The sequence below is a fragment of the Methylobacterium sp. 1A genome (genome assembly GCF_058072805.1).
Genome location: NZ_JBYQVE010000003.1, coordinates 512993 through 530804, shown reverse-complemented (window position 1 = coordinate 530804; position 17812 = coordinate 512993). Strand labels below are relative to the sequence as shown.

General features: G+C 69.3%; 20 protein-coding genes and 1 pseudogene. 14 read left to right on the top strand and 7 right to left on the bottom strand.

What is annotated here, in order from left to right; translation table 11 throughout:
- Positions 1–3 precede the first annotated feature (3 nt).
- From ACX9MN_RS34120 to ACX9MN_RS34110, 3 genes are all read right to left on the bottom strand, one after another.
- Positions 4–909: an ABC transporter permease gene (locus ACX9MN_RS34120; RefSeq protein WP_489726636.1), complete on the bottom strand. Its 906-nt coding sequence runs from the start codon at positions 907–909 to the stop codon at positions 4–6.
- Positions 910–913: 4 nt separating this feature from the next.
- On the bottom strand, positions 914–1978 hold the full coding sequence (locus ACX9MN_RS34115; RefSeq protein WP_489726635.1) for an ABC transporter substrate-binding protein: 1065 nt from the start codon (positions 1976–1978) through the stop codon (positions 914–916).
- 65 nt (positions 1979–2043) lie between these two features.
- Positions 2044–2748, bottom strand: a complete 705-nt coding sequence (locus ACX9MN_RS34110) for an isochorismatase family protein (protein WP_091682123.1) — start codon at positions 2746–2748, stop codon at positions 2044–2046.
- Between the two features lie 121 nt (positions 2749–2869).
- Between ACX9MN_RS34110 and ACX9MN_RS34105 the strand changes: the two genes are divergently transcribed.
- Together ACX9MN_RS34105 and ACX9MN_RS34100 are read left to right on the top strand one after the other, a co-directional pair.
- Complete coding sequence (locus tag ACX9MN_RS34105; RefSeq protein WP_091682127.1) at positions 2870–3793, top strand: LysR family transcriptional regulator; 924 nt, start codon at positions 2870–2872, stop codon at positions 3791–3793.
- A gap of 524 nt (positions 3794–4317) precedes the next feature.
- Positions 4318–4641, top strand: coding sequence for an ArsR/SmtB family transcription factor (locus ACX9MN_RS34100; RefSeq protein WP_042674207.1), 324 nt, complete (start codon positions 4318–4320; stop codon positions 4639–4641).
- 5 nt (positions 4642–4646) lie between these two features.
- Here the strand turns inward: ACX9MN_RS34100 and ACX9MN_RS34095 are convergent, their stop codons facing one another.
- Both ACX9MN_RS34095 and ACX9MN_RS34090 read right to left on the bottom strand, forming a co-directional pair.
- Entirely contained in the window at positions 4647–5963 is a 1317-nt protein-coding gene (locus tag ACX9MN_RS34095; protein WP_489726634.1) for an ATP-binding protein, read from the bottom strand.
- Entirely contained in the window at positions 5960–6622 is a 663-nt protein-coding gene (locus tag ACX9MN_RS34090; RefSeq protein ID WP_042674197.1) for a response regulator, read from the bottom strand. The genes ACX9MN_RS34095 and ACX9MN_RS34090 overlap by 4 nt, the downstream gene beginning before the upstream one ends.
- Before the next feature lie 97 nt (positions 6623–6719).
- On the opposite strand from ACX9MN_RS34090, the gene dsbD reads away from it, so the two are divergent.
- From dsbD to ACX9MN_RS34035, 11 genes and pseudogenes are all read left to right on the top strand, one after another.
- Entirely contained in the window at positions 6720–8483 is a 1764-nt protein-coding gene (gene dsbD, locus ACX9MN_RS34085) for a protein-disulfide reductase DsbD (protein WP_489726633.1), read from the top strand.
- Positions 8484–8522: 39 nt separating this feature from the next.
- Positions 8523–9158, top strand: a complete 636-nt coding sequence (locus ACX9MN_RS34080) for a DsbA family protein (protein ID WP_489726632.1) — start codon at positions 8523–8525, stop codon at positions 9156–9158.
- A complete protein-coding gene (locus tag ACX9MN_RS34075; RefSeq protein ID WP_489726661.1) occupies positions 9158–10000 on the top strand; it encodes a L,D-transpeptidase in 843 nt (280 codons plus the stop codon). The genes ACX9MN_RS34080 and ACX9MN_RS34075 overlap by 1 nt, the downstream gene beginning before the upstream one ends.
- Entirely contained in the window at positions 9984–10451 is a 468-nt protein-coding gene (locus tag ACX9MN_RS34070) for a DsrE family protein (RefSeq protein WP_489726631.1), read from the top strand. Before ACX9MN_RS34075 ends, ACX9MN_RS34070 begins: the two co-directional genes overlap by 17 nt.
- A gap of 226 nt (positions 10452–10677) precedes the next feature.
- Positions 10678–11103, top strand: coding sequence for a YeeE/YedE family protein (locus ACX9MN_RS34065; RefSeq protein ID WP_489726630.1), 426 nt, complete (start codon positions 10678–10680; stop codon positions 11101–11103).
- A 3-nt stretch (positions 11104–11106) separates the two neighbouring features.
- The gene (locus ACX9MN_RS34060; RefSeq protein WP_042674189.1) at positions 11107–11553 is read left to right on the top strand and encodes a DUF6691 family protein; all 447 of its coding nucleotides are present in this window, start codon (positions 11107–11109) and stop codon (positions 11551–11553) included.
- Complete coding sequence (locus ACX9MN_RS34055; RefSeq protein WP_489726629.1) at positions 11550–12353, top strand: sulfite exporter TauE/SafE family protein; 804 nt, start codon at positions 11550–11552, stop codon at positions 12351–12353. Before ACX9MN_RS34060 ends, ACX9MN_RS34055 begins: the two co-directional genes overlap by 4 nt.
- A gap of 53 nt (positions 12354–12406) precedes the next feature.
- Positions 12407–12658, top strand: a pseudogene (locus tag ACX9MN_RS34050) (sigma factor-like helix-turn-helix DNA-binding protein); the annotation flags it as partial.
- Positions 12659–12721: 63 nt separating this feature from the next.
- Positions 12722–13501 (top strand): YeeE/YedE thiosulfate transporter family protein, encoded by a 780-nt coding sequence (locus ACX9MN_RS34045; RefSeq protein ID WP_489726628.1) that lies wholly within the window; start codon positions 12722–12724, stop codon positions 13499–13501.
- A complete protein-coding gene (locus ACX9MN_RS34040) occupies positions 13498–14448 on the top strand; it encodes an MBL fold metallo-hydrolase (RefSeq protein WP_489726627.1) in 951 nt (316 codons plus the stop codon). Before ACX9MN_RS34045 ends, ACX9MN_RS34040 begins: the two co-directional genes overlap by 4 nt.
- Positions 14449–14510: 62 nt before the next feature.
- Positions 14511–14972, top strand: a complete 462-nt coding sequence (locus tag ACX9MN_RS34035) for a DsrE family protein (protein ID WP_489726626.1) — start codon at positions 14511–14513, stop codon at positions 14970–14972.
- A gap of 236 nt (positions 14973–15208) precedes the next feature.
- Here ACX9MN_RS34035 and ACX9MN_RS34030 read toward each other — a convergent pair whose 3' ends face one another.
- Positions 15209–15883: a Crp/Fnr family transcriptional regulator gene (locus ACX9MN_RS34030; RefSeq protein WP_489726625.1), complete on the bottom strand. Its 675-nt coding sequence runs from the start codon at positions 15881–15883 to the stop codon at positions 15209–15211.
- A gap of 186 nt (positions 15884–16069) precedes the next feature.
- Between ACX9MN_RS34030 and ACX9MN_RS34025 the strand changes: the two genes are divergently transcribed.
- The gene (locus ACX9MN_RS34025; RefSeq protein WP_489726624.1) at positions 16070–16870 is read left to right on the top strand and encodes a pentapeptide repeat-containing protein; all 801 of its coding nucleotides are present in this window, start codon (positions 16070–16072) and stop codon (positions 16868–16870) included.
- A 163-nt stretch (positions 16871–17033) separates the two neighbouring features.
- On the opposite strand, the gene arsH is transcribed toward ACX9MN_RS34025, so the two are convergent.
- Positions 17034–17780: an arsenical resistance protein ArsH gene (gene arsH, locus ACX9MN_RS34020; protein ID WP_489726623.1), complete on the bottom strand. Its 747-nt coding sequence runs from the start codon at positions 17778–17780 to the stop codon at positions 17034–17036.
- Between the last annotated feature and the right edge of the window lie 32 nt (positions 17781–17812).

Sequence of the window (17812 nt, the reverse complement as noted above, 5' to 3'; positions counted from 1 at the left end):
GCCCTACTCCGACCAGCGCCGGTAGCGGCGCTGTACGAGGACGTTGGCGGTGGTGGTCAGCACGAGGGTGACCGACATCAGCACGAAGGCGAGGGCCGCACCGAACGGCCAGTTCATGGCCTTGGCCACCTGCTGGTAGACCTCGGGCGCCATCATGTGGAATTGCGGTCCGCCGATCAGCACCGGCGTGGCGTAGGCGTTCATCGACAGGATGAAGCACAGCATCGTGCCGGCGAGCAGCCCGGGCAGCGCGAGGGGCAGCACGACCCGCCGCAGGATCGTGAGGTGCCCGGCGCCCAGACTCTCGGCCGCCTCCTCGAGGACCGGATCGATCCGCTCAAGCACGCTTTGCAGCGTCACGATCATGAAGGGCAGCGTCACCGAGACGAGGCCGATCACCACGGCGCTGGGGGTGTACATCAACCGGGGCGGCGTGAGTCCCACCCCGGAGAGCAGGGCGGCGAGAAGGCCCTTGTCGCCGAGAATGACCATCCAGGCGGCGGTGCGGACCGCGTTGCCCATGAGGAGCGGCAGGATGATGAGGATCAGCAGCTTCGACTTCCAGCGTGGCCCGACCTGCCGCACCAGGGCATAGGCGACCGGGAAGCCGAGCACGAGGCAGATCAGCGTCGAGAGGGCCGCCACCCAGAGGGTCGTCAGCAGGACGTCCCGATAGAAGCTGTCGTGCAGGAACTTGGCGTAGTTGGCGAGGGTGAGCCCCTCGACCATCAGCTCACCGGGGACGAACCGGTTGAAGCTGTAGCGGAGCATCAGGGCGAGCGGCCCGAGAAGCGCCAGGACGACCAGTAGCGTGCCCGGCAGGACGCCGCCGACCCCCGGGGGGATGCGCGGCCGGGCCCGCGCGGCGCGATCGGGCGCCAGGACCTCCGAGCGTGCGAGGGTGGCCATCGGATCAGCGCGCCATCGTCTTGTTCCACCACTCGAGCCACTCGGCGGTGTTCTTCGAGACGTAGGCATAATCCGGGAAGTTGAGGTGCTCGCGCTCCTCGGGGGAGAAGTCGATCCGGGCGCGCAGCTCGGGGCTCAGCTCGGCCGCGCCGTTGGCCGGCGCGTAGAAGCTCGCCGCGGCGAGTTCGGCCATCGCCTTCCGGTCGAGCATCGCGTTCAGGTAGACGTAGGCTCCGTCCGGGTTCGGCGCGCGCTTCGGCATCCCGGCGCCGAAGGTGATCGCGATCGCGCCCTCCTTCGGATACTGGATGGCCAGCGGCGAGCCTTCGCCGAGCCATTGCAGGCCGCGGGCCTTGTAGTTCAGGGCGATGTCGACCTCGCCGGTGGCCAGCGCCGCGCCGAGCTGCTGATGCGCGGCGTAGAGCCGGGGCTGGACCAATTCCTTCAGCGCGACGAGCCGCTCGCGGCCGGTCTCGACGCTCGTCATGTTGCCGCCTTGGATCAGGCCGGACATCATCATGTAGTTGAAGTAGAGCTGATTGGTCAGGCCGAGGCGGCCGGCCCACCTCTTGTCCCAGAGCTCCGCGTAAGATTTCGGCGGATCCTTGATCTTGTCCTTGTTATAGATAATCACCACGCCACTGTAGAGCCACGGCACGAAATAATCCTTGCGCAGGGCCGGTACCACGTCGCCGTAGTTCGGGATGCGCGACCGGTCGAGGTCGGCCAGCACGTCCTGCTTCATCATCTCGAACCCGTCCGAGTCGTTCAGATGAATCACGTCGATGCTGCCCCGGCGCAGGCGGCGCTCGGCGAGGAGCTTGGCCTTGCGCTCCGGTTCCATGCCGAGATCGCGCACGACGGTCAGTCCCTGCGCCTCCACCAGGGGCGTCTCGACGAAGCGCACCGTGCGCTGGTTCCAGTCGCCGCCCCAGTTGGAGACGACGACCGTTCCGGCCGCCGCGCGCGCCTCGCGTCCCGCCCCCGCCGTGAGGACGGCCGCCGCGCCGCCGAGGAGCGCCTGCCGGCGCGTCGGCGAGAATCGATCGAGAGACAAGTCAGCACGCATCGGCTCACACTCCTGCATGGGCGGCGGGTCGAGGATCGGATCGCGTCGGGCGATGGCCCAGGTCGTCAGGCGGCGTTGCGCAGGCCGACCTCGTCGAGGTAGGCGACACAGCGCTCCAGCGGCTCGACGTCGGCGAACTTCGCGTCGATGTCGAAGAGGTTCCAGGCGACGGCACCCGGCACGCGGTCGCCGATGCATTCGCGCACCGCGATGGTCCGGAAGCCCTCGGCGAGACCGTCGCAGAGCGTGGTGCGCACGCAGGCCGAGGCGGTCACGCCCGTGACCAGGATCGTGTCGACGTTATTGGCGCGCAGGAACCCGGCAAGGTAGGTCCCGTGAAAGGCGCTCGCCCGCTTCTTCACCAGGACCTGCTCGCCCGGCACCGGCTCGATGCGGCTGTCGATCGCCCAGAGCTCGGGCTTGTTCTGATCCACGACCTCAACCGGGATCTTGCGGTGCCACAGGCCCATGTCGGTCTTGGGGCTGTCGACGTCGGTAACCTGATAGCAGGTGGTGACGTGCACGACCGGGTGGTTGTTGCGCCGGCAGGCGGCCAGGAGCGCCTGGACGCCGGGGATGATCTGGTCGTCGATGTTCTCGCAGGTGAAGGGATTCCCCGGCCGCGTCCAGGCATTGGCGAGATCGACGTTGATCAGGGCGGGGCGCCGGCCGAACCCGACGCGGCGCTGGAAACCGCGCTCCTTGTACAACGCGCTCGCCTCCGCGAACGCCGCTTCGAGAGCGCTGTCGAGTTCGGTGTTGAAGGCCATCTGTCGCGTCCCTTGCATCGTTCGTTCCAGCCCGCCGCAGCGGGATCGAGGCGAGGATGTTGCAGACGGCCCGCGGTGTGAAATGATGAATTTGGCGTGATTGATACGAGATGCGGCATCAATGCGGTTTGACCTCAGGCACGTCTCGAGCTGCCTCGTCCTCGCCCAGGAGCTTCACTTCGGCCGGGCCGCACAGCGCCTCGCGACGACGCAGCCGGGTCTCAGCCGGCTCGTCTCAGACCTCGAGGCGGAGGTCGGCGTGAAGCTGTTCCGCCGTACGACCCGAACGGTCGAGGTGACGGAGGCCGGGCGTGCCTTCCTGGCCGAGTGCCGGATCGGGATCGACCATCTGGAGCGGGCCGTGACGCTGGCGCGGCGCACGGCGACCGGCATGGCCGGCGTCCTGCGAGTCGGCTACATGGATTTCGCGATCAACGGTCGGCTGCCGGAGCTGGTCCGCGCGTTCAGCGAAGTGCGACCGGCGATCCGGCTGGAGCTGTCGCACGTGCCCTCGCAATCCCAGCGCGAGGCCCTGCTCAACGACCGCATCGACGTCGGCTTCACGCTCAGCGCGGTCGAGAACGAGCACTTCGAGAGCCTGCTGTTCGATCGCGACTCCTATGTGGCCCTGCTGCCGGTGACCCATCCACTCTCGAACGCGCGCAGCCTGACCCTCAAGGATCTCGCCGGCGAGCCGTTCGTGCTGGGGTCTGGCGGGAGCTGGAGCGCCTATCGCGAGGCCTTCTTCGCGATCTGCCATCGGCGCGGCTTTCACCCGACCATCAGCCAGGAGGCCTCGTCGAGCGAGGGTATCTTCGGCCTCGTCGCGGCGGGAACTGGCGTGAGCACCTATGCGAGCTGTGTGCGCAACGTGCAGCGGCGCGGGATCGTGATCCGCTCCCTCGACGATGTCCCCGATACCATCGCAACCTACGCCACTTGGATGAAGCCGGCCCGATCCACCAGCCTCGAAGCCTTCACCACCTTCCTGGCGACTGTATGGGGCGCTGCGCCAGCAAGTACCAACACGCGATCGAAGCTTTGAGAACGCGAACGGAAGCGGGCTGCCTCTGCTCTCCTGCGGCACAAGGCGGCTCCGGCTGCCAGCTAGGGGCCACCTTCGGAGAACAAGAAGCTATCTCGGGCCGCAATCTCGAAGGCCCCGTAGTGTTTCCAATTCCGACCTAAAGATCCGGCTCCCGTGACGTCCGCTTCGGAGATGTCTTCGATGTGCGCCGAATGTCCGGGTTGGGCGCCGAGGCACATGTCCGGTCTTGCGCGCTCCGGCGATCCGGCGTGACGTAGTATGGCCGAAAGCGGAATGGCTGCTTCCGAGTGAGGGCGCTTAAAAAGCGGACGGTCTTCTGTCGACCTAGCTACGCCGAAAAGTGCTGGTCAGCTTCGCTAAAGATGGGCGCCTTATGAGCGGGTGGCGCCCTCCGTCGCAACGAGAGTTCTCCACCTGGACCGGTGACCTTGCCGGCATCCGCCTATATGGCCCGACGGAACAGACGCACTATATTAGTAGGCACTAAATGAACTGAGATCACCCATTCAGGAACGACGCCGATGGACGCCGTCACGCCGAACGAACTGATGCGGCTCCAAGACAAGGCCGGCGACGCGGCGCGCCTGCTCCGTCTCCTCGCCAACGAGAAGCGCCTGCTCATCCTGTGCCTGCTGATGGCCCGTGGCGAGATGGACGTCACGCGCCTCGCCGAGGCGGTCGAACTCAGCCAGTCAGCGCTGTCGCAGCACCTCGCCAAGCTGCGCGAGGACGGGTTGGTCGCATACCGCCGCGAGAGCCAGACACTCCACTACCGGCTTGAGGATCCCCGCGCCGCCCGCGTGCTGGCGACGCTCAAGGACATCTTCTGCCCGGAACTCGGCTGACGGCATCAGACACGGAGGATCTCAGCCTCAAGCCCCGGGCGATCCGGCCGGTTGCGCAGCCGCAGGCTCAGTCCACTCCGGCGGGACGCCATCTCGGCGATGGCGAGGCCGAGCCCGCTCCCTGTCGCACTCTTGTGGCGCCCGCGGAAGAAGCGCGTCGTGACGTGCGGCAGTTCCTCGGCGGGAATCCCGGGGCCCTCGTCGCGCACGAGGACGCCCTCCCCACTTGGACGCGCCAGCCATTCCACCGTGCCGGCCTCCATGTGATGCACGGCGTTCTCGTGCAGGTTGCGCACGGCCAGGCGCAGGCTCTCGGGATCGGCCCGTAGGGTGTAGCCGCGCAGCCCCGGGTCGATCAGGGTGCGAACCCCCGGCGGCACCCGCATCCCGTCGACGGTCTCGGCCACCAGCGCGCCCACATCGACCTCTGCCAGGGTTGGCGCCTCCCCGGCGGCGTCGAGCCGGGCCGCGTCGAGCAGTTGCCGGACGAGGCGGGTGGTGCGGTCCACGGCCGCCAGGATCTGGCGGAGCGCCGCCTTCGCCACGTCCGGGTCGGTGGTGGCCATCGCGACCTGGGCCTGGGTCTTCAGCCCAGCCAGCGGCGTGCGCAGCTCGTGCGCGGCGAACGCCGTCACCTCCCGCTCGTGCCGGCGCGCCGCCTCGACCTTCAGGAACAGCCCGTTCAGGGCGTCGGCCAGCGGCCGGACCTCGGCGGGGGCCCGGCCGGCATCGATGGCGCTCATGTCGTCGGCGTCGCGGCTTGCGAGGTCGCGGGCGATCCGGCGCAGGGGGCGCAGGCCCCGCCCGAGGCTCGCCCAGATCAGCATCCCGAGGAACGGCACGACCAAGAGCGCGGGGGTGACGAGGCCCATGATGAGGTCGGTGACGAGGCGCTCGCGCAGGCCCAGGCGGTCGCCGACCATGACGCGCACGCCCTTCTCGGCGTCCTCCACCGTGAACACCCGCCAGGTCTCGCCGTCGACCTCGCGCTCGGAAAAGCCGGCCGGCGCGTCTGACAGGCGCCGCTCCGGGGCCCCGCTCGACCGCGCGACCATGCGCCCGTCCAGCGACCAGATCTGGCAGGAGAGCTGCCGCTCGTAGGCCGTCGGCGCCGGGAAGGTGGCCGGCGTCCCGTCGGGGGCCGTACCGCCGACCGCGCCCACCAGGGAGCCGACCATGCGCGCGGCTTCCTGCAGGCGATTGTCGAGGACCTGCTCCACCTCGCGCTTGGAGCCGAGGTAGATCCAGGCGACGGCGCTGAGCCAGATCAGCCCGGTCGCGAGGAGCAGGATCGCGAAGAGCCTGACGCGCAGGGATGTCATGCCGGCGCCCTCATCCGGTAGCCGAGGCCGCGCACCGTCTCGATGGCGTGCTTGCCGATCTTGGCACGCAGGTTGTGTATGTGGACCTCGACGGCGTTGCTCTCGACCTCCTCCTGCCAGCCGTAGAGGCGCTCCTCCAAATCCGCCTTGGAGCGGAGCATGTCCGGGCGTTCCATCAGCGCCGCCAGCACCATGACCTCGCGCCGGGACAGGCCGACCGGCACGCCGTCGACCGTCACAGTCAGGCTCCCAGGATCGAGCCGGATGCCGCCGTGCTCCAGGAACGCGGCGGCCCGCCCCGAGGCCCGGCGGACGACGGCGCGGATGCGGGCCGAGAGTTCGTCGAGGTCGAAGGGCTTGCCGAGATAGTCGTCGGCGCCGCCGTCGAGCCCGGCGATTCGGTCGGCCACCGCGTCCAGGGCTGTGAGTAGGACGACGGGCGTCCGGTCCTTCCGGCGCCGCAGGCCGCGCAGCACGTCGAGGCCGGAGCCGTCGGGCAGCATCAGGTCGAGCACGATGGCCGAGAACGCGCTCGTGGCCAGCGCCGCCTCGGCGTCGGCGCAGGTCGCGACGCAATCGACCGTCGCCCCGCCGAGGCCGAGCCCCGCCTTGAGCCCGTCCGAGAGGATGGGATCGTCCTCGACGACGAGGATGCGCATGCGTGTCTCCCCTGACCGTCCCTCATCCTCGGGGCTTGGCTTAAGCCTGGCTTAAGCTGCGTTTCTGACCTGCGGCGGGCCGATCCGGACCCCGCCCATGCCGAACGTATTCGCCCACCTCATCCTCGCCGCCCTGGTCTGGGCGGGCGCCTCGCCCTGGTCGCCGGGATGGTCCCAGGACGACGCCGCGCGGCAGACGCCCTTCACACTCGTCGCGACCCGCGACGCGAACCTCGCCCTCCACCTGCGCTGGACCATCGCGCCCGGCACCTATCTCTACCGCGACCGGATCCGCGCCGAGGCCGGTGCGGAGCTTCCCGTCAGCACGCCGTCGGCGGAGACCAAGGACGACCCGAATTTCGGGCCGACCGAGGTCTACCACGACTCCGTGGAGGCCATCGTGCCCGGCGCGGCGCTGGCCAGCCTGCGGGAGGTCCGGGTGACCTACCAGGGCTGCGCCGAGCGGGGCATCTGCTACCCGCCGGTCACGAAGCGGCTGGACCTTGCCTCCCTGGCGAGCGCCGGCGCCTCTCAAGGCGGCAAAGCCACCCCCGCAGGGGAAACGACCGCCGCGCCCACCCGCCAGGACGTCTTCCCAGCCGGACCGGCCGCCCTTCTCGTCGGCAACATCGTCGGCGTCCTGGCGGGCATGTTCGGGCTCGGCCTCCTCCTGGCGTTCACCCCCTGCGTGCTGCCGATGGTGCCGATCCTGTCGGGCATGATCGTCCGCTCTGGTCAGAGCCTCACGCCGGGGCGGGGCCTGGCGCTGTCCGGGAGCTACGTCCTCGCCATGGCGGCGGCCTATGCCAGCCTCGGCGTCGCGGCGGCGTGGCTCGGCCGCAACCTGCAGGTTGCGCTCCAGACCCCGCTCGCCCTCGGCCTGATGGCCACCGCCTTCCTCGCGCTCGCCCTGTCGATGTTCGGCCTGTTCGACCTGCAGGCGCCCCGCTGGTGGCCGGAGCGCTTCGGCGCCCCGGCGGCGCATGGCGGATCGGTCGCCGGCGCCGCCTTCCTCGGCTTCAGCTCGGCCCTCGTCGTCGGTCCCTGCGTGACGCCGCCCCTGGCCGCCGCGCTGCTCTACGTCGCCCAGACGGGGAACGTCCTGCGCGGGGCGCTGGCCCTCTTTTCCCTCGGCCTCGGGATGGGCGCGCCGCTGGTGCTGGTCGGCGCGTTCGGTGCGGGCATCCTGCCCCGGTCCGGCCCCTGGCTGGTGCGGGCGAAGCAGGCGTTCGGCTTCGTGTTTCTGGCACTTGCGGCCTCGCTCGTAACACGCCTGCTGCCGGACGGGTTGTCCCTTCTGCTTTGGGCGGCGCTCGCCATCGGCACCGGGCTGGCGCTCGCGGTGATGACCACGAACGGCCGCCCGTCACGTGCAGGTCGCGCGGCGGGCTTGGTGGCCGTCTCTTATGGGGGGCTCCTCCTCCTCGGGGCCGCCACGGGCGGGGACGATCCGCTGCGGCCCCTCGCCGGCCTCGGTCAGTCTCGACCGGACCACATCGCCGGTGCCCGTACCGTCTCCTCCGTCCCGGCTTTCGAGGCCGCGCTCCTGGCGGCCCGAGCCGAGGGCAAGCCGGTGCTGGTCGAGTTCGCCGCCGACTGGTGCACCGTCTGCCGGACGAACGAGCGGACCGTCCTGGCGGATGCCGGCATCCGGGAGCGGCTCAAGGCCGTCTCGGTCATCCGGGCCGACGTCACCCGCGACGACGACGCCACCCGTGCCCTGATGCGTCGCTTCGAGGTGGTCGGCCCGCCGACCCTTGTCCTGATGCGTCCCGACGGCGGCGAGGTCCGGGAGGCCCGCACTGAGGGCGAGCTCACGGTCGAGGACCTGAAGCGCCGCCTCGCCCTCGTCGGAGCCTGATCTCCCCTTCTCGAACCAACCATACCCACGGAGACCGTCATGGACCGCAGGACCCTGCTCGCCCTGATCCCCGCCGTCGCGCTGGCGCCCGCCCTGCTGTCGCTGGCGCCGCACACGGAAGAAGCCTTCGCCCAGGGCATCGACCCGAACGCCATCCTCAACGAGCCGGAGGCGCCGGTCTCGGGCAACCCGAAGGGTGACCTGACCATCGTCGCCTTCCTCGATTACAACTGCCCCTTCTGCAAGAAGGCCGAGCCCGACCTGCTCCGGCTGGTGAAGGCGGACGGTCGCATCCGCCTCGTCCACAAGGACTGGCCGATCCTCGGCGAGGCTTCCGTCTACGGCGCCCAGCTCGCCCTCGCGGCGAAGTATCAGGGCCGCTACGACGACGTGCATCGCGCGCTGATGGGCATCCCCGGCCGCAAGATCCCGAAGGAGCGGATGCTTGAGGCGGTGTCCGTCTCCGGGATCGACATGACCCGGCTGGAGGCGGACCGGACGTCCCACCAGGGCGAGATCTCCGCCCTGCTCCAGCGCAACCTCGACCAGGCGGACGCCCTCGGCCTGCAGGGCACGCCGGTCTTCCTGATCGGCCCGCTGAAGGTGGCGGCCGCCCTCGACTACGACGGCTTCAAGCAGGCGGTGGCACAGGCGCGCGCAAAGGGCCGCTCGTGATGCGGCCGGTCGTGCGCCTCCCGGCGCTCCTCGCGCTCGCCGTGGTGCTCGGGGCCTGCACGGCATCGATGGGTGCCCCCGGGCCGGTCGCCGAGGCGGGACCGCGCCTTCCGGCGGATGCCGTCCGCCGCTACGCGGCCGTCACGGACGAGCCGTTCCCGGTCGATGCGGTCGAGCCTCGCGACCTCAAGGCCCGCAACATCCGCCAGGTTGTCGACTATCCAACCAGGCAGCCGCCCGGCACCCTGGTGGTCGACCCCTACAGGCGCTTCCTCTACCTCGTCATGGAGGGCGGCAAGGCGATGCGCTACGGGGTCGGCGTGGGCAAGGCCGGCTTCGAGTTCACGGGCGAGGCGACGGTCGCCCGCAAGGCGTCCTGGCCGCGCTGGACGCCGACCCCTGACATGCTTCGGCGTGACCCTGAGCGGAACGGGCGCTGGGCCGGGGGCATGCCCGGGGGCGCACGCAATCCCCTCGGGGCCCGCGCGCTCTACCTGTTCAAGGACGGCAAGGACACGCTCTATCGCATCCACGGCACCACCGAGCCCTGGAGCATCGGCGAGGCGGTTTCGTCCGGATGCATCCGCATGCTCAACCAGGACGTCATCGACCTTCACCGCCGCGTGCCCACTGGCACGAAGGTCGTCGTGCTCGGGTCGCAGGGCACCGCACACGCCGCGCGGCCGGCGGCGCCGGAGACGACCGGTAGCCTCGGCGACGACGCCGGGCCGGTCCGGAGAAACGCGTTGGACCATGCCCGCCTCGACGACCTTTCACGCGACGCCTCGGAGGCGCCCGAACCCCTGACAGACGACGGAGTGGCGGATGAAGACGGTCTTTAGGAGCCTGATGCTGGCGGTCGTCCTCGCGACGATGGGCATCGGCGCGGTCCGCGCCGGCTCGGAGGCGCCGGCCGGCTACTACGCCGACCAGAAGGTGGTCTACCACAACGGCGGGGGCGGCCCGGACGGAGGGGCCTACTTCAAGCGCCTGCTCGGCAACCTGCGCAACCACGTCGAGGCCGTGGGCAGGGCGCATTTCGAGATCCGCGTGGTGAGCCTCGGTGACGGTGTCGGCCTGTTCCAGTCGGCCGCGAACGACAAGGAGCTCGCCGGCCGCATCGACGCCCTCAAGGGAATGGGCGTGCGGTTCCTGGTCTGCGCCAACACCCTGCGCGAACGGAAGATCGACCGCACCACCCTGTACGGCGTCGGCGAGGACGACCTCGTGCCGAGCGGCGTCGCCGAACTCGCGCGCCTGCAGGGCATGGGGTTCGCCTACATCCATCCCTGATCTCGTCGAGCTGTAGTCGACGCCCCCCCGCCGGCACCCCGTCGGCGGGGGGCGCCCGTGCGCCACCGCACCCACGCAGCGCATCCCGAGCCAGGGCGGAAGTTTCCAGCTTGCCATTCTATTAGATATCTCTAATCAAGCATCATCTAATTCATGGTCTGGTGTGGGATGGCGTTCCCCGCGGCCAGCCGGACCTAGTCCGGACCAACAACTGGGAGCGACCACCATGGACGGCTTCACGCCTGTCAGCGCCCTCGTCGGCGGTTCCATGATCGGCACCTCCGCGGCCCTGTTCCTGCTCCTCAACGGACGCATCGCCGGCATCAGCGGCATCCTCGGCGGACTGCTCGCCCCACCCTCGAGCGAGACCGGATGGCGGGCCGCCTTCGTAGCAGGCCTCGTCCTGGCGCCGCTCGCCTACGCGGGCCTGGGGCGCAGCCTGCCGCCGGTGACGGTCGGGGCGTCGTTTCCGATCCTGGTCCTCGCGGGCCTGCTGGTCGGCTTCGGCGCGCGCCTCAGCGCCGGCTGCACCAGCGGCCACGGGGTCTGCGGCATCGGCCGCGGCTCGCCCCGCTCGCTGGCCGCGACCGGCACCTTCATGGCTGTCGCCGTCCTGACCGTCCTCGTCATGCGCCATCTCGTCGGAGCCTGAGCCATGGCCAAGACCGCTTCCGCCTTCGCCGTCGGCCTCCTGTTCGGCCTCGGCCTCCTCGTCTCGGGCATGGCCGACCCGGCCAAGGTCCTCGCCTTCCTCGACGTCACGGGACGCTGGGACCCCAGCCTCGCCCTCGTGATGGCCGGCGCCGTCGCAGTCTCGGCGACCGGCTATCTCGTGGCGCGGCGCCTCGGACGTCCGGTGCTCGCCTCCCGGCTTGAGATCCCCACCCGGCGCGACCTGGACACACGCCTGATCGCCGGCGCCGCGGTGTTCGGCATCGGCTGGGGCCTCGCCGGCCTCTGCCCGGGGCCGGCGCTCACCCTGCTGACGGTCGCACCGACGCAAGCGGTGACCTTCGTCGCCGCCATGGTCGCCGGGATGCTGATGTTTCGCCTCCTGCCCTCGGCAGCCCCAAAGGCGGCGGTTCAGGGAGCCGACGCATGATGCCCGGTCCTCTCACATCTGGTCTCGCCGCCGGCTCGGGCGGGATCGTGGGCGTGATCCTCGGCCTCGTCGGCGGCTCGATCCTCGCGGTCCCGCTCCTCACCTACGTCGTCGGCGTGTCCTCCCCTCATGTCGCCATCGGGACGAGCGCCCTGGCGGTCTCGGTTAGCGCGGCGGGCAACCTCGTCCCGCAATGGCGGGCCGGGACCGTGAAGTGGCGCTGCGCGGCGGCGTTCTCACTCGCCGGAGTCCTCGGTGCGCTCGCCGGCTCAGCGGCCGCCAAGGCGGTCGACGGGAAGAGCCTGCTCGCCCTGTTCGGGGTCGTCATGCTCGTGGTCGGGGGCCTGATGCTGCGCAGGCGGCGGGGCGACGGCGACCCGGACGTGCGCCTGACCAAGGCCAGCGCCCCGGTGCTCTTGCCCTGGCTCCTCGGCATCGGCCTCGCGGTCGGCCTGTTCTCCGGCTTCTTCGGCATCGGCGGGGGATTCCTGATCGTGCCGGGCCTGATGCTGGCGACGTCGATGCCGCTGCCCATGGCAATCGGCACCTCCCTTGTTGCGGTCAGCGCCTTCGGGGCGGCGACCGCGGCGAGCTACGCCGCCTCCGGCCTGATCGACTGGCCGCTGGCCGGCCTGTTCATCTTGGGCGGCGTGCTCGGGGGCTTCGTCGGATCGAGGCTCGGCCGGCACCTCGCCGGGCGCAAGCGCGCCCTGACCGTCACCTTCGCCGGCCTCGTCATCCTAGTCGGCCTGTACGTCGTCGCCCAAGGGGCCCTGCCGCTCCTCGGCGCGGGCAACTGAACCTCGGAAGGAGGAGATCCATGTCGAACCAGACCGTCGGCCCCTTGCGCGGGCACGCGGCCACACTGCAGGCTCTCCCGGACCAGGAGCATGCGGTCACCCTCGGCTCGGTGATGAATCTGATCGGGACCTTGCCGCCGGCCCAGCGCCAGTCCCTCCTCCTCGTGGGGGCGGAGGGCTTCACCTACGAGGAGGCAGCGGCCCGCCTCGGATGCCAAGTCGGCACCGTCAAGAGCCGGGTCAGCCGCGCAAGGAACCACCTCGTCGCCAGCCTGGCGCAGACTGTCCCGTCGCTCGGCGTCTAAGTACCCGTCGATCCCCACTCGGTCGTTTGACAAGACCTTTCAAGGATGAACGAACCTAGGCCGATGTCGGACATCCTGCCTGCATATCTCCTCCGGGCGGCGCTCGGCCTCGTACTTGGAGCGCTGCTCGGCACGGTCGCACGGCGGGGTCGCTTCTGCACGCTCGGCGCCATTGAGGATGCGGTCTACGCGCACGACACCCGTCGCGCGCGGGCGTGGCTGCTGGCGACGGGTATCGCCATCTTCGGCACACAGATCCTGGAAACCGGTGGCGGTCTCGATCTCGCCCGGTCGATCTACGCGGGGCCGCGCCTGGAATGGGGCGCGATGATCCTCGGCGGGGCGATGTTCGGTTTCGGGATGGCGCTCGTCGGGACATGTAGCTTCGGAGCGCTCATCCGGCTTGGCGGGGGAGATCTGCGCGCGCTCCTCGTCCTGCTCGTGCTCGGTCTCTCGGCCTACATGGCGATCAGCGGCGTCACGGCGCTCCTGCGCGTGACGATCTTCGATTTCATTCACCGGGCAATGCCGTTCGGCGCGGCGCAGACCCTCACGCCGGACGAGACCTACTCGGTCACGGCCTATCTCCTCTATCTCAACGACATCCTGAAGGATCAGGATTTCGAGGTGAACGAGAAGAACCTCGCCAGCATCCGCCTGCCGAACGAGAAGAACTTCTTCATGGACGACCGCGAGACGGCGGAGAAGGAATTCTGGACGGCCAAGCCCTGCATGACGAACTGCCTGCCAAAGGAAGCGTCAATCACGAGCCGCGCGCGGATCCTCGACGTGACGCCCGACAAGGCTGCCGAAACCGCGAAGAAGGCCCCGCCGGTCCAATGACGAGCCGTCCCAATTCCGCGGGAACGCGCTGCGACAGGCGGGTGTTCTTGGGTGGCCTCGCAGCGGGCTTCACGGGCGCGTGGCCGGTCCGCCGCGCCTCGGCGAACCAGACATCGGCGCTCAGGGTCGGCGCCGCCTCCGTGGAGACGGCAAGCGACGGCACCCTGTCCTCCTCCCTCGCCTTCATGCTGCCCGACACGCCGCGCGCGGAAGTCGAGGCCGTCTTCAAGGCCGAAGGTCAGCCCGCGGAGGCCACCCCGATCCCGACGAACCCGAGCCTCGTCCGGATCGGCTCGGAGGTCATCCTGATCGATGCCGGCTCGGGCAACTCGTTCCAGCCCACGGCCGGCAAGCTCGGCGAGACGCTGGAGAGCCGGAATATCCCACGTGAGGCGATCACCCAGGTCGTGTTCACGCACGCCCATCCCGATCATCTGTGGGGCGCGGTCGACGATTTCGACGACAGCGAACGGTTCCCGAATGCCCGCTACGTGGTGCCGGCGGAGGAATGGGATTTCTGGACCCGCGAGGATGTGGAGACCCTGGTGCCGGACTGGCTCAAGGGCCTCTCGGCAGGCTCCCGGCGGATCCTGCGACGCCTAGAGGCGAAGGTGGAGCGCCGCAAACCCGGCGAGAGCATCGCCCCCGGCCTTTCGTACGTTGCGTCGCCGGGCCACACGCCCGGCCACGCCTCCGTCCTCGTCGAAGCCGGAGGGGAGCAGGTGCTGATCGGCGGCGATGCCTTAAGCCATGCGATCCTGTCGTTCCGTCGGCCCGCCTGGGCCTTCGGAAGCGATCTCGACCGTGACCTCGCGGCAAGTACCCGCCTCGCCCTCCTGGACCGCTTGGCGACCGAGCGGATGATGCTCGTCGGCTTTCATCTCCCGGGCTCGGGCGTCGGACGTGTCGAGCGCGCGGGTCATGGCTACCGCTTCATACAAACCTGACGATACGGTTCCGCAGGACCCCTCCTGTCGGGATAGGACCGTTCGAGACCGGAGTGGACAGGATGATGCTGTCGCGTAGGCGCGTGTCCGGACTGGCCGCGCTGGTGGCTGGGCTCGTGGCGAGCAGGGCCTCGGCGGACCCGGCGGCCGGCCCCAAGACCCATCGGGTCGCGATGCAGGTCAGTTCCAACGAGGGTGGCGTGTTCGACCTCGCCCTCAACAACGCCGTGAACCTCGCTCGCGAGTACAGCGATCAGGCCGAAGAGCTTGAGGTCGAGATCGTTGCCTATGGCCCGGGTCTGCATATGCTGCGGGCCGACACATCACCAGTGACGTCGAGGATCCACTCTATCACCGCGAGCGTGCCTGGAATCGTGCTCTCGGCCTGCGGCAACACCATCAAAGCCATGGAGAAGGCCGAGGGGCATACGCTGGAGCTATTGCCGCATGTCGGCGTGGTGACGGCTGGAGCTGTTCGTCTCGTGACGTTGCAGGAGGCGGGATGGAGTTATCTCCGGGTTTGATTGCGCGGGGCATGAATTTGCTCTGCAAAAGTACGGAGTTCTTTTCCCGGATGAGGGTTCCGATGGCAGGGCGAAGGCAGACGATACCCTTGAGTTTCCTGCCGATGCGGTGGGCCTGACGCGAACGAGCGGATGGTACAGCGGAGAGATTGCCGCCGATACCGGCCGCGGGTTCTCGACGCGGTCGTATGGATGGATCCATGTCGGCCTCCGTGCAGCTGCCGACACGGGGCAGGTCACCGCCTAGACGCGGCCTCCAAGTTGGCGCGGTCGACGATCTCGACCGCGCCGCGCCGGACCTCGATTAGGCCCGCCTCGGCCCATTGCCCCAGGATGCGGCTCACCACCTCGCGCACGCTGCCAATGTCGTCTGCGAGCTTCTGGTGGGTCACCGAGGCCACCCCACGCGGGTCAGCCTCGGCCAGAAGCCGTTGCGCGAGGCGCTGCTTGAGCGGGGCAAACGCAACCTCGTCGATGAGCGTGAACAGGCCGGACATCAGCCGTGTGTAGTCATCCATGACGAAGCTGCGGAAGGCGGCGCTCTCGCCCATCAGGTGTTGGAACGTGCTCACCGGCAGAGCCGCGAGTTCGGTCCGCTCCTCGGCGATGCTCTGCGCCGGGAACGTGCCACCGGACAGGAGGCACTGCGTGGTCAGGGCACAGGTGCCGCCGGGGCCGACCTTGTAGATCAGCACCTCGCGCCCGCCCTCCGACATGCGGAAGATGCGCGTGCGCCCCTCCAGGCACATCAGGTAGTTAGCGCACTCGCCATCGAGTTCGTAGGCGATGGCCCCCGCGTCCAGCACCGGGAAGTGCACCGTCCCCCGGGCGAGCTGAAGGTGCGCCGGGCTGAGGGCTTGCAGCAGCGGAAACCGGTCGATCCAACGTTCGACCTTCTGGGCATCCATCATGGCGGCGTAGTCCCCCCCGGCCATGACGACGGGTCGATCGTCCGGCTCGCGTTGCGTTTTTCTCCCGCCGCTCTGGACTTGTGTGACCTGGGTCACCGACCGGGTGCAGCGGCTCGGCATAGCATCGCGACACAACGAACACGATAAGGGCACCCGCCAAGCGTGGTGCCCACCGGGAGTGAACCGATGCGCCGCCTCGCCCTGAGCTTCATGCTCTCCGCCCTCGCCACCGGCCCCGCCGCGGCCGAACAGGACCTGCTGCTCGGGGCCGACATGTCGTCGCCCGCGATGACCAAGGCAGAGATGAGCCGTGCCGACGTCGAGGCGCTGGTCAAGGCCGCGGACGGCAAGCCGGTCGACCTGCATGACAAGTCCCTGTCCGGCCTCGACCTCTCTAGGCTGAACCTCCGGGGCGCAAACCTACGGACGGCACGCCTCAACAAGACCAACCTGCGCGGCGCCGACCTCAGCGGTGCGAACCTCGAACAGGCGTGGATCCTGAAGGCCGACCTGTCCGGCGCCAAGCTGGCGGACGCGAAGATGTTCGGCATCACGGCACGAGACGCCAACCTCAGCGGCGCTGACTTCAGCCGGTCCATGCCCATCGGCGACTTCAAGGGCGCCAACATGAGCGGCGCCACTCTGGTCGACCTCAGGGGCGGCGCCGACATCAAGAACCAGTCCATGGGCCTGATGCGCGCCGTGTTCGTGTCGGTGAACCTCTCCGGCGCGAATCTGAAGGGCGCCGACCTCGGCCGGTCGCGGCTCGAATACGCCAACCTCAAGGATGCCGACCTCACCGACGTGGTGCTGATGGGTTCGGATCTATCGGGCGCCAACCTGACCGGCGCCACGGTCACGGGCGCGGACTTCAAGAACGTCGACGTCAGCGGTGCCCGGCTCATCGACCTCAAGGGTCAGGCCGAGGCCAAGGACTGGGCCGAGCGCGTGAACGTGGACCGCGCCGTCACCCAGGCATCCAATTGAGCCGACCGTCCGCCTAGACCCCTCACAAGGTGTACAGACAGCTCCCTGGCCCCTGCGATGACGTCCCATAGGGCCGGGGGGCGCCGTTCGCCGGATACATAGGGCTCCCCGGGCGCCGGGGTGATGCCGTCAGCCGACCTTGGGGTCCCGGGCGTGCACGGCGTCAGCGCTTCGCGAACCCGATGTCGGCGGCGACGTCCTTGAGGCGTTCCGGCTCGCGCTCCTTGCGTTCGCTGTAGCGGTCGACAAGGTAGTCCGCCGGCCCGCGGGTGAGCAGGGTGAACTTCATCAGTTCCTCGCAGACGTCGACCACGCGGTCGTAGAGCGGTCCCGGCTTCATGCGGCCGGCGTCGTCGAACTCCTTGTAGGCCATCGGCACCGACGACTGGTTCGGGATGGTGATCATCCGCATCCAGCGGCCCAGCACCCGCAGGCTGTTCACGGTGTTGAAGCTCTGCGAGCCCCCCGAGACCTGCATCACCGCCAGCGTGCGCCCCTGCGTCGGGCGGACCGAGCCCTCGCTGAGGGGCAGCCAGTCGACCTGGCTCTTCATCACGCCGGTCATGTTGCCGTGCCGCTCGGGGCTGACCCAGACCTGGCCTTCGGACCAGATCGAGAGGTTGCGGAGTTCTTGGACCTTCGGGTGGTCGGCGGTGGTGTCGTCGGGCAGCGGCAGCCCGTCCGCGTGGAAGATGCGGACCTCGCCGCCCATCGCCTCAAGCAGGCGCGCCGCCTCGTAGGCAAGGAAACGGCTGAACGAGCGCTCCCGGAGCGAGCCGTAGAGGATCAGGAAGCGCGGCGCGTGGGCGAGCGGCGCCGTCGCCGAGACCCGATCGGCGGTCGGCGCCTCGAAATGCGCCTCGCTCAGATTCGGCAAGCCGTCGGTGAAGGGTTGGGCAGGCTTGTCCAAGAATCTGTATTCCTATACGTTCAAACGGTAAT